General features: G+C 72.0%; 13 protein-coding genes and 1 pseudogene. 6 read left to right on the top strand and 8 right to left on the bottom strand.

Features of this window, described 5'->3' with window-relative positions:
• Nucleotides 1-40: 40 nt before the first annotated feature.
• Complete coding sequence (locus GFH48_RS15090; protein WP_153288769.1) at nt 41-625, bottom strand: DUF1003 domain-containing protein; 585 nt, start codon at nt 623-625, stop codon at nt 41-43.
• Nucleotides 615-1,904, bottom strand: a complete 1,290-nt coding sequence (locus GFH48_RS15085; protein WP_153288768.1) for a magnesium transporter MgtE N-terminal domain-containing protein — start codon at nt 1,902-1,904, stop codon at nt 615-617. The genes GFH48_RS15090 and GFH48_RS15085 overlap by 11 nt, the downstream gene beginning before the upstream one ends.
• 299 nt (nt 1,905-2,203) lie before the next feature.
• Here GFH48_RS15085 and GFH48_RS15080 point away from each other — a divergent pair, with 299 nt between their 5' ends.
• Nucleotides 2,204-2,962, top strand: coding sequence for a hypothetical protein (locus GFH48_RS15080; protein ID WP_228120587.1), 759 nt, complete (start codon nt 2,204-2,206; stop codon nt 2,960-2,962).
• Nucleotides 2,963-3,011: 49 nt separating this feature from the next.
• Here GFH48_RS15080 and GFH48_RS15075 read toward each other — a convergent pair whose 3' ends face one another.
• Both GFH48_RS15075 and GFH48_RS15070 read right to left on the bottom strand, forming a co-directional pair.
• On the bottom strand, nt 3,012-3,554 hold the full coding sequence (locus GFH48_RS15075) for a hypothetical protein (RefSeq protein ID WP_153288767.1): 543 nt from the start codon (nt 3,552-3,554) through the stop codon (nt 3,012-3,014).
• A 32-nt stretch (nt 3,555-3,586) separates the two neighbouring features.
• Complete coding sequence (locus GFH48_RS15070) at nt 3,587-4,699, bottom strand: magnesium and cobalt transport protein CorA (protein ID WP_153288766.1); 1,113 nt, start codon at nt 4,697-4,699, stop codon at nt 3,587-3,589.
• A 522-nt stretch (nt 4,700-5,221) separates the two neighbouring features.
• Here GFH48_RS15070 and GFH48_RS15065 point away from each other — a divergent pair.
• Entirely contained in the window at nt 5,222-5,806 is a 585-nt protein-coding gene (locus GFH48_RS15065) for a suppressor of fused domain protein (protein WP_153288765.1), read from the top strand.
• Nucleotides 5,807-5,834: 28 nt separating this feature from the next.
• Here GFH48_RS15065 and GFH48_RS15060 read toward each other — a convergent pair.
• Nucleotides 5,835-6,111: pseudogene (locus GFH48_RS15060) on the bottom strand (MFS transporter); the annotation flags it as partial.
• A 199-nt stretch (nt 6,112-6,310) separates the two neighbouring features.
• On the opposite strand from GFH48_RS15060, the gene GFH48_RS15055 reads away from it, so the two are divergent.
• The 3 genes from GFH48_RS15055 to GFH48_RS15045 all read left to right on the top strand — a co-directional run bounded on the left by GFH48_RS15055 (nt 6,311) and on the right by GFH48_RS15045 (nt 9,108).
• On the top strand, nt 6,311-6,952 hold the full coding sequence (locus GFH48_RS15055; protein WP_153288764.1) for a DUF6758 family protein: 642 nt from the start codon (nt 6,311-6,313) through the stop codon (nt 6,950-6,952).
• A 546-nt stretch (nt 6,953-7,498) separates the two neighbouring features.
• Nucleotides 7,499-8,356, top strand: a complete 858-nt coding sequence (locus tag GFH48_RS15050; RefSeq protein WP_153288763.1) for a PHP domain-containing protein — start codon at nt 7,499-7,501, stop codon at nt 8,354-8,356.
• Between the two features lie 146 nt (nt 8,357-8,502).
• The gene (locus tag GFH48_RS15045) at nt 8,503-9,108 is read left to right on the top strand and encodes a MarC family protein (protein ID WP_153288762.1); all 606 of its coding nucleotides are present in this window, start codon (nt 8,503-8,505) and stop codon (nt 9,106-9,108) included.
• A gap of 110 nt (nt 9,109-9,218) precedes the next feature.
• Here GFH48_RS15045 and GFH48_RS38560 read toward each other — a convergent pair whose 3' ends face one another.
• Complete coding sequence (locus GFH48_RS38560) at nt 9,219-9,371, bottom strand: hypothetical protein (protein WP_194280592.1); 153 nt, start codon at nt 9,369-9,371, stop codon at nt 9,219-9,221.
• A gap of 226 nt (nt 9,372-9,597) precedes the next feature.
• On the opposite strand from GFH48_RS38560, the gene GFH48_RS15040 reads away from it, so the two are divergent.
• Complete coding sequence (locus GFH48_RS15040) at nt 9,598-10,494, top strand: NYN domain-containing protein (protein WP_153288761.1); 897 nt, start codon at nt 9,598-9,600, stop codon at nt 10,492-10,494.
• Between the two features lie 107 nt (nt 10,495-10,601).
• On the opposite strand, the gene GFH48_RS15035 is transcribed toward GFH48_RS15040, so the two are convergent.
• Nucleotides 10,602-11,468, bottom strand: coding sequence for an alpha/beta fold hydrolase (locus GFH48_RS15035; protein ID WP_153288760.1), 867 nt, complete (start codon nt 11,466-11,468; stop codon nt 10,602-10,604).
• Nucleotides 11,469-11,675: 207 nt separating this feature from the next.
• Nucleotides 11,676-14,075: a DEAD/DEAH box helicase gene (locus tag GFH48_RS15030; RefSeq protein WP_153288759.1), complete on the bottom strand. Its 2,400-nt coding sequence runs from the start codon at nt 14,073-14,075 to the stop codon at nt 11,676-11,678.
• Between the last annotated feature and the right edge of the window lie 108 nt (nt 14,076-14,183).

Genomic DNA, 14,183 nt, shown 5'->3' with positions numbered 1-14,183 from the left:
ACGATGGTACGGCGCCCGGCCCGGGGCCCGGAAAGCCCCGTCAGCGGTCGCCTGTGTCACGTCCGGGCGACCGTTCCGCCGGGAATACGGCGTGCCCGTCCGAATGGTCCTCCTCCAGCGCCCTGACCAGGTCATCCAGCTCGGAGCGGATCCAGTCGCGGGTGGCGACCTCGCCGAGGCCGATGCGCAGGGCGGCGATCTCGCGCGTGAGGTACTCGGTGTCCGCGATCGACCGTTCGTTCTGCTTGCGGTCCTGTTCGAGGTTGACCCGGTCGCGGTCGGCCTGGCGGTTCTGCGCGAGCAGGATCAGGGGGGCCGCGTACGAGGCCTGGAGCGACAGCATCAGGGTCAGGAAGATGAACGGGTAGTTGTCGAATCGCAGGTCACGGGGTGCGCTGACATTCCACACCACCCACAGGATGATGACGACCGTCATCCAGACGATGAAGCGCCCGGTGCCGAGGAACCGGGCGATCCTTTCCGACAGCCGGCCGAAGGCCTCCGGGTCCCACTCGGGCAGCAGTCTGCGGCGCGGCGGCATCGGCTGGTCGAGCCGGCTGCGTGGCCGGGTGGTCGCGGTGGCCCCCGTGACGGCCCGTTCGCGGGTCTCGCGGTCAGGCGTCATGGTTCCCCCCTCCGGCCTCGTCCTCGTGCAGGTGGAACTCCGTCTCGCGCCAGTCCTCCGGCAGCATGTGGTCCAGGACGTCGTCGACGGTCACCGCGCCGAGCAGCGAACCGCTCTCGTCGACCACGGGCGCGGCGACCATGTCGTAGGTGGCGAAGAAGCCCGCGACGACGGGCAGCGCCGCGTCCGGCGCCAGGGGCTGCAGATCGTCGTCGAGGATCGAGCTGACCAGCGTGTACGGGGGGTCGCGCAGCAGCCGCTGGAAGTGCGCGGTGCCCAGGTACTTGCCGGTCGGCGTCTCGTCCGGGGGGCGGCACACGTACACCTGGGCGGCGAGCGCGGGGGACAGGTCGGAGTTGCGGACCCGGGCGAGCGCCTCGGCGACCGTGGCGTCGGGCCGCAGCACGATGGGCTCGGTCGTCATCAGGCCGCCCGCGGTGCGTTCCTCGTACGACATCAGCCGTCGTACGTCGGCGGCGTCGTCGGGCCGCATCAGCGTCAGCAGCCGCTCCACGTCCGCCTCCGGCAGTTCGGCGAGCAGGTCGGCCGCGTCGTCGGGGTCCATCGCCTCCAGGACGTCCGCCGCGCGCTCCTCCTTGAGCTTGCCGAGGATCTCGATCTGGTCGTCCTCCGGGAGCTCCTCCAGGACGTCGGCGAGGCGGTCGTCGTCGAGTGCGGCGGCCACCTCGCCGCGCCGTTTCGGGGAGAGGTGGTGCAGCACGTTGGCGAGGTCGGCGGCGCGCAACTGCTCGAAGGTGGCCAGCAGGCTCTCCGCGCCCTGTCCGTGTTCCTCCAGCGAGAACCCGGTGACCGCGGACCAGTCGACGGTCAGGGTCTCGCCCCGGGTGCGCCGGAAGGTCCCGCTGCGGGCCCGGCGCACGAAGACCCGGCCGATCTCCCACTCGCGCCGGGCCGGCAGCTGTTGGACCGACACGTCGAGGACGGTCACCTCCTCGTCGGTGTCGACGAGCCGTACCCGCCGGTCCAGCAGTTCGCCGAACACCAGCCGCTCGGTGGGCCGCTGCTCGAAACGGCGCACGTTCACGACGCCGGTGGTGATGACCTGGCCCGACTCGATGCCGATCACGCGGGTCATGGGCAGGAAGATGCGCCGCCGGGTGGACAGTTCGACGACCAGCCCAAGCAGCCGCGGCGGGCGCCGCCCCACCCGGAGCATGGCGACCAGGTCCCGTACCCGTCCGACCTGGTCGCCGTTCGGATCGAAGACGGCGACACCGGCGAGGTGCGAGACGAAGATCCGGGGGGCGCCTGCGGCCATGCCCGCGCCTCCTTCTTTCCGTGCTGTCCCGGTAGGTGTTTCCCGTACTGGCCCGGTATGTGCGCCGGGTGGTGTGGCCGTACGCGTGCTTGGTCCCGTTCTGTCCGCTCGGGTGGGCTTCAGGCTAGCCCGTACCGGTCGGATACGCCCTGGTGAGCGGTCCGGACGGACTGGCTCCGTCGGGCCGGTGCGACACCGGTACGCTGCCGTACGCCGTGGTGGGCACCCGGTGCGGACCCTCCGCAGGGCGCCCCGGCACGGACACCCGCATGGACCCCCGTACGAAAGGCAGCCCACCTGTGACTGCGATTCTCCAGGGCCGTACCCGCAGGGCCGCACTGGTGGGCGCGATGTGCGCACTGGTCGTGACGGGGACGGGGCTGACGGGGTGCGGCAGTGACGATCCGGACGCGGGCACGAACGGCGTGGGCAAGCTGTCCGCCTCCGCGATCCAGACGAAGTCCCATGCGGCGGCCACGTCCGCGGAGACGGTCAGGCTCGCCGGGACCGTGGTGTCGAACGGACGCACCTACAAGCTCGACATGCGTCTGAAGGCGGACGGCGGCACCGGGTCGGTCACCTCGCAGGGGGCGAGCTTCAAACTGCTGCGGGTGGGCGAGCACCTCTTCCTCAAGGCCGGTGCCGAGTTCTGGAGCCATCAGGACGACAAGAGCGGCAGCACCTCGGCGGACACGGCCGCCGCCGACAAGCTCGGCGGCAAGTACGTGAAGGTCCCGGCCGGCGACCCCGCCTACAAGCGCTTCATCAGCTTCACGGACAAGGACGTCCTCCTGGAGGGCCTGCTCACCCTGCACGGCACGCTCGCCACGGACGGCCACCACGAGCAGTCCGGCGTCCGCACCATCCGCATCACCGGCGACAAGGGAGCGGGCGGCACCCTCGACGTCTCGCTGAAGGGGACCCCCTACCCCGTCCTCCTGGTCCGCGCGGGCGGCGCCGGCACCCTCCGGCTCACCGACTGGGGCCAGGACTTCGCCCTCGCCGAACCGGCCAGGGGCGAGACGGTCGACTACGGCAGGCAGCTGCCCGCCTCGTAGCCGGCGCCGCGCCCCGGGACCGCCCGCGTCTCCTGGAGTCGGCCGGCCCTCAGGACCGCTTGCGCTTCTTGAACAGGAGGCGGGGGACGGCCGCCGGGACCGGCTGCCGGGTCGTCGCCGGGGTCGGCAGGGGCGCGGCGGCCAGCGAGCCGTCCGGCAGCGGGAGCGTGCCGGCCAGGGGCTCCAGACGCAGCACCCGGCACTCGCGCGCCCAGCGGGCCGGCATCTCCTCACCGTCGGGCGCGTTCAGACGCTTGCCCTTGAGTTCGGCGACGGTCTCCTGCCACGTGTCGGACCCGGGCGCGAGCTCGACCACCCTGGCCGTCCAGGCCACCACCCGGCCGCCCTTGTCCTTGCTGCGTACGGTGACCACCGCCTCGCCCCCGTCGCTGAGGCCGGGCAGCGGCTGCTCACCGGGACCGTCGCCGACCAGACAGACCGCTCCGTCGTGCCACACGTGCCACAGGGCCCGGGCGGGTTCCTCGGGGCCCGGGGCGCCGGCCGACGGCATGCCGTCGCCGCGCGCCCAGATCAGCCCGGACTTCTTGGTGGCCTCCTCGATGAGGGCCCGATCGAGCAGCTGTTCCGTCATGCGCTCAGCCTAGCCAGCACGACGCCCGGACGTCAGAGCCAGCCGTTGCGCTTCAGGATCCGGTGGATCGAGAGGCAGATGCAGACGGTGACACCGAGCGTCAGCGGATAGCCGAACTTCCAGCGCAGCTCCGGCATGTAGTCGAAGTTCATGCCGTACACACCGCACACCATCGTCGGTACGGCGATGATCGCGGCCCAGGAGGTGATCTTGCGCATGTCCTCGTTCTGTGTGACGGACGCCTGCGCGAGGTTGGCCTGGAGGATCGAGTTGAGCAGCTCGTCGAAGCCGAGGACCTGCTCCTGCACCCGGGCGAGATGGTCGGCGACGTCACGGAAGTACTTCTGGATGTCCGGGTCGACCAGCCGCATCGGCCGCTCGCTCAGCAGCTGCATCGGACGCAGCAGCGGCGAGACCGCGCGCTTGAACTCCAGTACCTCACGCTTGAGTTGGTAGATGCGGCCGGCGTCCGTACCGCGCGGAGTACCTTTCCGCCCGAGCGAGAACACCGCGGTCTCGACCTCGTCGATGTCGTCCTGTACGGCGTCCGCGACCGCGATGTACCCGTCGACGACGTGGTCGGCGATCGCGTGCAGCACCGCCGAGGGGCCCTTGGCGAGCAGGTCCGGTTCGTCCTGCAGCCGGTGCCGCAGCGCCCGCAGCGAGCCCTGGCCGCCGTGCCGGACGGTGATGAAGAAGTCCCGGCCGGTGAAGCACATGACCTCGCCGGTCTCCACGACCTCGCTGGTGGCGGTGAGTTCGTCGTGCTCGACGTAGTGGATCGTCTTGAAGACCGTGAACAGGGAGTCGTCGTAGCGCTCCAGCTTGGGCCGCTGGTGTGCCTGGACGGCGTCCTCCACAGCCAGCGGGTGCAGCCCGAACTCGCCCGCGATACCCGAGAACTCGGCCTCGGTGGGCTCGTGCAGGCCGATCCACACGAAACCGCCGTCGCGGTGCACCAGGCGCATCGCCTCGTGCGGGGTGAGGGGCTCGCGGGTCTGGACACGGGCGCCGTCGCGGTAGACCGCGCAGTCGACCACGGCGGAGTTGGTCCCGGGCGCGCGGGTGGTGTCGTACGAGCCGCTTTCCTTGCGCAGGGAGGGGCGGGGGCGGACCGCGGCACGGAGGTCACGGATCATCGACATGGCAGGCTCCTTCACAACTGGAGGCCGCCGGCGACGGTTGGAACTGCCCGGAATGGGGACGTCCTGACTGCGGATGTTTGGCACGTCCACAAAGCGGGGAGCACCGCACCGTCGCGGTGGCAGCTTCGCTACTGATTCAGATCAGACAGATCAGGCGGGAACGAAGCGCTCTTCCGTGGTGCAACGGACAACGCTGACACGTATGCACACGTTTGCAGGAGGCGGCAGCCGGCCTGGGTGAGGGGAACCAGCTACAGAATTCAGCGTCCGGAAGAGCGGGTGGTACTGCACGGTCGACTTCGGTCCATTGCAGCCCCACCTCCTCCGGCCGGTCCCCCGTGAGGGACGATCCATCCCCCGTGGGGGAGCTGCCTCCCGGCGAGGGAGATCAGTCAGTCTCAGTGCGTCGGAGCTCGAGAGCGACGCTTCTGCGTGCTGCCCCGACCAGCGGCCAAGACTATCAGCGCACCGAAGCGTCAAGCCGCCGCTTTGCCCGTTGCTGACGAGTTCTATGCTCGGTTCATGGCTGATGTTCTTCCTCTGGTCGAGGCCCGGTTGCGCTCCGCGCTGGGCGAACCCGACGCGCGGGCCGCGGTCACCTTTCTCGGTACCGACCGCATCGAGGTGCTGCGCTTCACGGAGGGCGACGTCGTCCGCTACGCGACGCTCGGCATGTCCGCCCAGCCGATGGCGGACCCCACGGTGGTGCTCGCCGACCCGGTGAAGGGACCGCGCGCCGAGCTGGTCCTCTCGGTGCGCGCGGGCGGCGCCGAGACCGACAAGGTGCTGCGCGCGCTCGCCGTGCTCGGCGCGTCCCCGCAGGTCGAGGGGCTGGTGGTGGCTCCCGGTGCCTCGCTCGACGTGGGCGGACCGCTCTGGCCCGGCGCGCCCTTCACCTCTGTCCTGGTCGCCGAGTCCGGTGGTCTGGTCGAGGACCTGGAACTGGACGCGCCCGCCGATCCCGTACGGTTCCTGCCGCTGCTCCCGATGACGCCGAACGAGGCCGCGTGGAAGCGGGTGCACGGCGCCGGGGCCCTTCAGGAACGCTGGCTGAACGGTGGAACGGACCTGCGCGATCCGCTGCGCAGGTCCGTTCCGCTGGACTGAGTTCACGTCAGTTCCTGGCCGGAAATCTTCAGTTGGCAAAAACCGTGACGCTGTCCTCGGCGGCGTGCCGCGGCTTGAGCCCGGCGGCCTCGTGCGTGCGCGTGCCGCCGTACGTGGACCACCGCGGCGCCGGCCGGAGCGGTGACCGCCGCGACCACGAACGGGATACGAGGAGAGCTCCACTCCTCGGCCTTCGGGGCGAAGAGGGGTGCCGCGGCCACCGCGAACCAGCGCACGGCGTTGTATCCGGCGCTCGCCGGCGGGCGCGGCGCGTCCGACACGCCGAGCGCCCGTTCGGCGTCGACGTCGCCTTCCGGTGGGGCCTCCTGGGCCGCGGGTCGAGTTCGCTCCTCCGGCTGTCCCGGAGGGGTCGTTGTCGCCTGCACATAACAAGTTAGCTGAGCTAATTACTGTAAGTTACATTTAGTTCCTCGCGGTGACGGCGCGCTCCGGACGGGTGATCGTCCTTGACGCGGCGAAAGACGGGGAGGACCGTGGGGCTCTATGAGGGGCGAACCCAGTTGCCCGAAGTGTGGTGGCCGGGTCAGGGCTCCCGGCCTTTTTGCCGATTCCTGGCAGTGCGACGTGCACGGGAACGTGCATCCACTGCAGCCCGTGATCCCGCCCAGCGTCGAGGCCCTCGGTGTCGTGGTGCACCGTGCCCGGGTACCGGTGTGGATGCCGTGGCCGCTGCCGGTCGGATGGCTGTTCACCGGTGCCGGCTTCGCGGGCGACGACCGCAGCGGCGGGCGCGCGACCATGGTGGCCTGCTCGGGCCCGGGACCGCTCGGCGGCATCGGGGAACTCATCCTGGTCGCCGAGGAGCTCGGCGTCGGCCTCGGCGCGCGTTACGCCGGTATCGACGGCCCCGACCCCGGGCCCTACATGAGTGTCGAGAAACCCCCGCAGGCCAAGGTCCTCGCGGCCGGCCGGCCCACCCCGCTGTGGCATGTGGCCGGCGCTCCCGACGACCGGGCCGTCTTCGCGGGCGAGGCCCTCGGGCTGTGGCTGTGGGCCGTGGTATGGCCCGAGCAGTCCGGGCTGCTGATGTACGACGAGCTGGTGCTGACCGACCTGCGGGACGCCGGGGCGGAAGTGGACCTGCTGCCCTGCGGGGCACTGTCCCCGCGCATCCTGGAGCCGTAGCGCTCCGCCGGGACGGGGGGAGGGGACGGTGCCGGGCGACGCGGCGGGGCGGTCGGAGGCCCCCGGCGCGGGCTCGTGTGCAGGGGCGCGGACCCGCGTCTTTGCTCTGTCCGGTGCGGCTGGTGCGGTGTGTGGTGCCGAGGTGCCGCACCCGCTGGACCCCCTGTTTCGCCCGAAGGGCTCGTCATCGAGCGCCGGACGGGCCGGGCTGTCCGGGACAGGGCGTCGGCTTTCCGGTGCGGGCCGGATCCTTCCGTGCGGTGCGGACCCGCGCGTTCGGCCAGGGTCACCTCTTGGCGTGGGCGCGCCTCTCCAGCCCGTCCGGCGCTCGGTGACGAGGCCGTTCAGGCCGAAGCGGGGGGCCGGGGCGCAGCCCCAGTGGCCCGCCGGGGGGCCCGGTCGCGCTCCGGGAGCCCGGGAGGTGCCCGAGCCGCACAAGACCCTTCGTAGGGGGCGCACCGGTGTTTCAGGTGTGACAGGGGTGCTCCGGAACCCCGTTATCCTTGGGTGTCCCCTTCCGTGCCGTCACCTCCTGGAGTCCGCGTAGTGCGCATCGACCTGCACGCCCACTCCACCGCCTCCGACGGTACGGACACCCCGGCCGAGCTGGTCCGCAACGCGGCCGCCGCCGGTCTGGACGTCGTCGCGCTGACCGACCACGACACCACCCGGGGACACGCGGAGGCCGTCGCGGCCCTCCCCGAGGGGCTCACCCTCGTCGCCGGCGCCGAACTCTCCTGCCGTCTCGACGGCGTCAGCATGCACCTGCTGGCCTACCTCTTCGACCCCGAGGAGCCCGAGCTGCTCGCCGAGCGCGAGCTGATCCGGGACGACCGGGTGCCGCGGGCCCGGAGCATGGTCGCCAAGCTCCAGGGGCTGGGCGTGCCGGTCACCTGGGAACAGGTCGCGCGCATCGCGGGCGACGGCTCCGTGGGACGGCCGCACGTCGCCTCCGCCCTGGTCGAGCTGGGGGTCGTGGGCAGCGTCTCCGAGGCGTTCGGCGGCGACTGGCTCGCCGACGGCGGCCGGGTCTACGTACCCAAGCACGAGACGAACCCCTTCGACGCGATCCGGCTGGTCAAGGCCGCGGGCGGCGTGACCGTCCTCGCGCACCCGGCCGCCGCCAAGCGGGGCCGCACGGTGCCGGAGGCGGCCATCGCCGAGCTGGCCACCGCGGGGCTCGACGGCATCGAGGTGGACCACATGGAGCACGAGCCGGCGACCAGGGCCCGGCTGCGGGGCCTCGCGGCCGAACTGGGGCTGCTCGCCACGGGGTCCAGCGACTACCACGGCAGCCGCAAGACCTGCGTCCTCGGGGAGTACACGACCGACCCCGAGGTGTACGGGGAGATCACCCGGCGGGCCACCGGCGCCTTCCCGGTGCCGGGAACCGGCGGAGCCTGACCCCGCCCCTCGCACCCCGATCCCCCTCCCACGCGCCCGGCGACGCCGGCCGCGTGCCCGTTCCGCCCCACGGAACACCCTTCCCCAGCGGTGACCGCGCTTCCCGGCGTACCGCTCCCCCCACCTGCGCAAGGCCTCACTGACCCATGTTCGACGTCGCCGTCTTCGGCTCCCTCTTCCTCACCCTCTTCGTGATCATGGATCCGCCCGGGATCACCCCGATCTTCCTCGCGCTCACCGCGGGACGCCCCGCCAAGGTGCAGAAGCGCATGGCGTTCCAGGCCGTCTGCGTGGCGGGCGGGGTGATCGCGGTCTTCGGGCTGCTCGGGCACCAGATCCTGGACTACCTGCACGTCTCCGTGCCCGCGCTGATGATCGCGGGCGGACTGCTGCTCCTGCTGATCGCCCTCGACCTGCTGACCGGCAAGACCGACGAGCCGAAGCAGACCAAGGACGTCAACGTCGCCCTCGTACCGCTCGGCATGCCGCTGCTCGCGGGCCCCGGCGCGATCGTGTCGGTGATCCTGGCCGTGCAGAAGGCGGACAGCGTCGCCACGCAGGTGTCCGTGTGGTCCGCCATCCTCGCCATCCACATCGTGCTGTGGGTGGTCATGCGCTACTCGCTGCTGATCATCCGCGTCATCAAGGACGGGGGCGTGGTGCTGGTGACCCGGCTCGCGGGCATGATGCTGTCGGCGATCGCCGTCCAGCAGATCATCAACGGTGTCACGCAGGTCGTCCGGGGCGGTTGAGCGGCCTTCGGCGCGAGGCGCTCTCGTATACGCAAAGCCCCGTACGGCGACGACGCCGTACGGGGCTCTGAAGTCTGAGACGTCGGTGACGTCCGAGAGGCGTCCGCGGGTTATGAAGCGGACGAATCGGCCGGGCGGATCCACAGTCGCTGCCCTATGGCGGCGGCCTGCTGAACGATCCGGTTGACGGAGGCGGCGTCAACGACGGTGCTGTCCACGAGCGTGCCGTTGACATCGTCGAGTCGCATGATTTCGAAGCGCATGGGCTTCTCCCTTCGTCTGGTCATCCTCCTGAGGAGAACTACTCGGTGTGGCGCGGGGCCTGAGACTCTCCCCGCTTCCGTTCGTATTCAACGGTGTGCGTGTTACAAACATTCCCTACGCTAACGAAATTTTTCGAGAACCTAATTACCGCCTGGTAAGAAGTGTGAGGGAGACTGAACGGGACCAGTTGTGTTCGAAGCGTGACCGCCGGGAGAATGGGGGGTGATGAACGACGACCTCGCGGCGCTCGGCGCCCACATCGACCGCACGAACGAGCTGCTCCAGCGCATGCTCGCCGAGGTGGCGAAGACGCCCTCGACCCACGCGATCTTCGTCGACGCCGGATACCTGTACGCGGCCGGAGGACGGCTCGTCGCCGGGACCGAGGACCGCCGCTCCTTCGACCTCGACGCCGAGGGCCTCATCGAGGCACTCATCGACAAGGCCCGCACCATCTTCGCGGACAGCAGGCTGCTGCGGGTGTACTGGTACGACGGCGCGCGTCGCCGCATCCACACCGCGGAGCAGCAGTCGATCGCCGAACTCCCGGACGTCAAGGTGCGGTTGGGCAACCTGAACGCCAACAACCAGCAGAAGGGCGTCGACTCCCTCATCCGGTCCGACCTGGAGTCCCTCGCCCGGCACCGCGCCATCAGCGACGCCGCCCTGCTCGGCGGTGACGAGGACCTGGTGTCGGCGGTCGAGGCCGCGCAGGGGTACGGGGCGCGGGTCCACCTCTGGGGCATCGAGGCGCCCGAGGGCCGCAACCAGGCCGAGCCGCTGCTCTGGGAGGTCGACAGTCAGCGCACCTTCGACCTCGACTTCTTCAAGCCCTACGTGTCCCGGCGCACCGCGACCACGTACGACGCGAGCGCGGCGAGCAGGCCCACGCGCGAGGACGTGCGGTTCGTGGGCGCCCAGATCGCCGCGAAGTGGCTGGCCGCGCGGGGGCGTGAGGCGCTGGTGGACCTGCTGCCGGGCCATCCGTATCTGCCCGGCTCGGTCGACCAGGACCTGCTGGTCGAGGCGGAGGGGCTGCTCCAGTACTCCCTGCGGGGCCAGGCGGATCTGCGCCGGGCGCTCCGGGACGGCTTCTGGGAGCATCTGCAGGCGCAGTACTGAACCGACCGGTCCGCGCTTCCCGTCCCCGGTCTCCGCCGGGGGATCCGTTCGTCACGGGGCCCGGATCACGAGCTATGGGCCACGCGGTACGGAGCACGCGCCGCGAATCACGCGATGGCGGTGTCGTCCCAGAAGTCGGCGAGGGCGCGGGCGGTCGGCAGGGGCTGGTCCGTGTTGGGGGAGTGCTCGGCGCCCTGTACGACCGTACGCCGGGCGTCGAGACGTACGGCCATGTCGTCCAGCAGGTCCACCGGCCAGGTGTCGTCCTGCGAGCCGGACAGGACGTGCTTCGGCAGCCGTACGGCGGCCAGCTCGGCGACGCGGTCGGGCTCGGTGCAGAGCTGACGGCCCGTCGCGATCAGCTGGGCGGGGCTGGTGGCCAGCCAGCGGCGCCGCAGGTCGGCGCGGTCGTCCAGACCGGCGTCGAGCTCTCCGGTCTCGGTCTCCTCCGGCGGCTCCATCGCCTGGATCGCGTCCCACACCTGGCCCATGTCCATCACGGCGAGCGCGTCCCGGAGCAGCTTGACGCGCTGCTGCTGGGAGACGGAGATCTGGGCGGGGCCCGAGGCCATCAGGGTGAGGGAGGCGAAAGGGGCCGGGTCGAGGAGGACGGCGGCCCGGGAGACCTGTCCGCCGAGAGAGTGGCCGACCAGGTGCACGGGCGTCCCGAGGGCCGCGGTCTGTGCGAGCACGTCGCGCGCCAACTCGTCCTGCGCGTAAGGCGTTTCGTCGCGCTCGGGCCCCTCGCTCTCGTACTGCCCGCGTCCGTCGACGGCGACGGTCCGGTACCCGCGTGCCGCCAGCGGTTCGTGCAGCGCGATGAAGTCCTCCTTGCTCCCGGTGAAACCCGGCAGGAGCAACGCGGTTCCCCGTAGGGCGGTGCCGGCCTCGATCACCGCGAACTCGCCGCGCGCGGTGCCCAACCGGTACGCGCGCGCTCCGGCCGGCGGGGTGAAGGAGGGGGGACGGCTCATGGGTCCGAGGGTATCGGGGGGATTCCCGGTCCACGGTCCGGGGCGTCTGTTCGGGTTGCCGGCCCCGTCCGTCTGCCCGGGGCGTCCGATCGCCGGTGCGGACCGGGCGGGGGTCGGGGTGCGCGGGGCGCCGGGCGGGGTCGTGCGCGGTGGAACGCCGATGGCCCGGCCCCCCGGGAGCGGGGGACCGGGCCATCGGGCTGTGCGTCAGCTCTCCGCGGGCTCCGCGACGGCGGCCTTGCGGGTACGGCGGCGCGGCTTGGCCTCGTCCGTCTCCGGTGCCACCACCGCGGGCTCCGCCGCCTTGCGGGTGCGGCGGCGGGGCGTCGCCTCCGGCTCCTCGGCGGCGGCCGTCTGAGCGGGGATGGTCGCCTCGACGCTCGCCGCGGCGGCCTTACGGGTCCGGCGGCGGGGCGTGACGGGTGCCTCGGCGGTGTCCGCGGTCACCTCGGTGGCCACCTCGGGCGTCGCCTTGGTGGTCGCCTTGGCGCGCGTACGGCGCGGCTTCGGCTCCGCGGCGTCGGCCACCACCTCGGCGGGTGCCTCGGCCGTGGCCACCGCGGCCTTGCGGGTACGGCGGGGCTTGGCGGCCGGCGCCGCGGCGACGCCCTCCGCCGTGTCGACCGCGGCTTCGGCGGCCTTTCGGGTGCGGCGGCGGGGCGCCGCCTCCGGCTCCTCGACGGCGGGCGTCAGGGGCGCGCTGTCCGCCTCGACACTCGCCGCGGCGGCCTTGCGGGTACGGCGACGGGGCTTGGTCTCCGCGACCTCCGCGGTGTCAACGGCGCTGTCCACGGCGGGAGTTGCCGCCGTGGTGGCCTTGGCGCGGGTGCGGCGCGGCTTGGACTCGGTGACCTCGGGCGTGCCCTCGACCGTGTCGAGGACGGCCTCGACGGCCTCCGCGGCCTTGCGGGTGCGGCGGCGCGGCTTGGCGGCCGGAGCCTCCGCGACAGCCTCGGCGGGCGCCGCGGCGACGGTCTCCGCGACCACGACGGGCTCCGCGACGACCGTGACGGTCTCGGCCGGGGCCTGTGTCGTCCTGCGGGTGCGGCGGCGCGGCTTGGCGGCCGTCGCTTCCACGCCCTCGGCCGTCGCGACCGCGCTCTCCGCGGCCTCGGGCGCGGCCGACGGCTCGACCGTCTCCGTGGCGACCGCCACCGGCTCGGACGATCCACCGGCGCGCGTACGGCGACGGCGGCGCGGCGTACGGGACTCGGTGGCCTCCGCGGCGGCGGGCTCGGCCGGAGCCTGCGACGGTGATGCCGTCGGCGTGACGGTGCCGGAGGTCTCGTCCAGCGGCGTGCCGTTGCGCGTACGGCGGCGACGGCGCGGGCCGCGTTCGGAACGCTCCCGCTCCTTCTCGCGCTCGACGACGGGCGCCGCGGCACGGCCACCGCGGCCGCGCGGACCGCGGCCGCCGGTCTCGCCGAGGTCCTCGACCGCCTCGGCCGAGAGCCCGGCGCGGGTGCGCTCGGAGCGCGGCAGGACACCCTTGGTGCCGGCCGGGATGCTGAGTTCCTCGAAGAGGTGCGGGGACGTGGAGTACGTCTCCGGCGGGTTGCCGAAGCCGAGGTCCAGCGCCTTGTTGATGAGCTGCCAGCGCGGGATGTCGTCCCAGTCGACGAGGGTGATGGCGATGCCCTTGGCACCCGCGCGGCCGGTCCGGCCGATGCGGTGCAGGTACGTCTTCTCGTCCTCGGGGGACTGGTAGTTGATGACGTGGGTGACGCCCTCGACGTCGATGCCGCGGGCGGCGACGTCGGTGCAGACGAGGACGTCGACCTTGCCGTTGCGGAAGGCGCGCAGCGCCTGCTCGCGGGCGCCCTGGCCGAGGTCGCCGTGGACCGCGCCGGAGGCGAAGCCGCGCTGCTGGAGCTGGTCGGCGAGGTCGGCGGCTGTCCGCTTGGTGCGGCAGAAGACCATCGCGAGACCGCGGCCGTCGGCCTGCAGTATGCGCGCGACCAGCTCGGGCTTGTCCATGTTGTGCGCGCGGTAGATGAACTGCGCGGTGTTGCGGACCGTCGCACCCGAGTCGTCCGGCTCGGAGGCGCGGATGTGCGTGGGCTGCGACATGTAGCGGCGCGCGAGGCCGATGACCGCGCCCGGCATGGTCGCCGAGAACAGCATGGTCTGGCGGCGGGCCGGCAGCATGTTCATGATCTTCTCGACGTCGGGCAGGAAGCCCAGGTCGAGCATCTCGTCGGCCTCGTCGAGGACGAGGGCCCTGATGTGCTTGAGGTCGAGCTTCTTCTGGCCCGCGAGGTCCAGCAGACGGCCCGGGGTGCCGACGATGACGTCGACGCCCTTCTTGAGGGCCTCCACCTGGGGCTCGTACGCCCGGCCGCCGTAGATGGCGAGCACGCGGACGTTGCGGACCTTGCCCGCGGTGAGCAGGTCGTTCGTCACCTGGGTGCACAGCTCGCGCGTCGGGACGACGACGAGGGCCTGCGGGGCGTCGGTGAGCTGCTCGGGCGTGGCCCGGCCCGCCTCGACGTCCGCGGGGACGGTGACGCGCTCCAGGAGCGGGAGGCCGAAGCCCAGCGTCTTGCCGGTGCCGGTCTTCGCCTGGCCGATGACGTCGCTGCCCGAAAGGGCGACGGGGAGCGTCATCTCCTGGATGGGGAAGGGGTTGATGATGCCGACGGCCTCAAGGGCTTCGGCCGTCTCGGGAAGGATTCCGAGCTCTCGGAAAGTCGTAGTCAGGGTGCTGCCTCTTCT

It is taken from the genome of Streptomyces fagopyri (genome assembly GCF_009498275.1).
In the GTDB taxonomy this organism is placed as follows: domain Bacteria; phylum Actinomycetota; class Actinomycetes; order Streptomycetales; family Streptomycetaceae; genus Streptomyces; species Streptomyces fagopyri.
The sequence above is the reverse complement of the archived record's forward strand: the minus strand, read 5'-3'. Positions and strand labels throughout refer to the sequence as shown.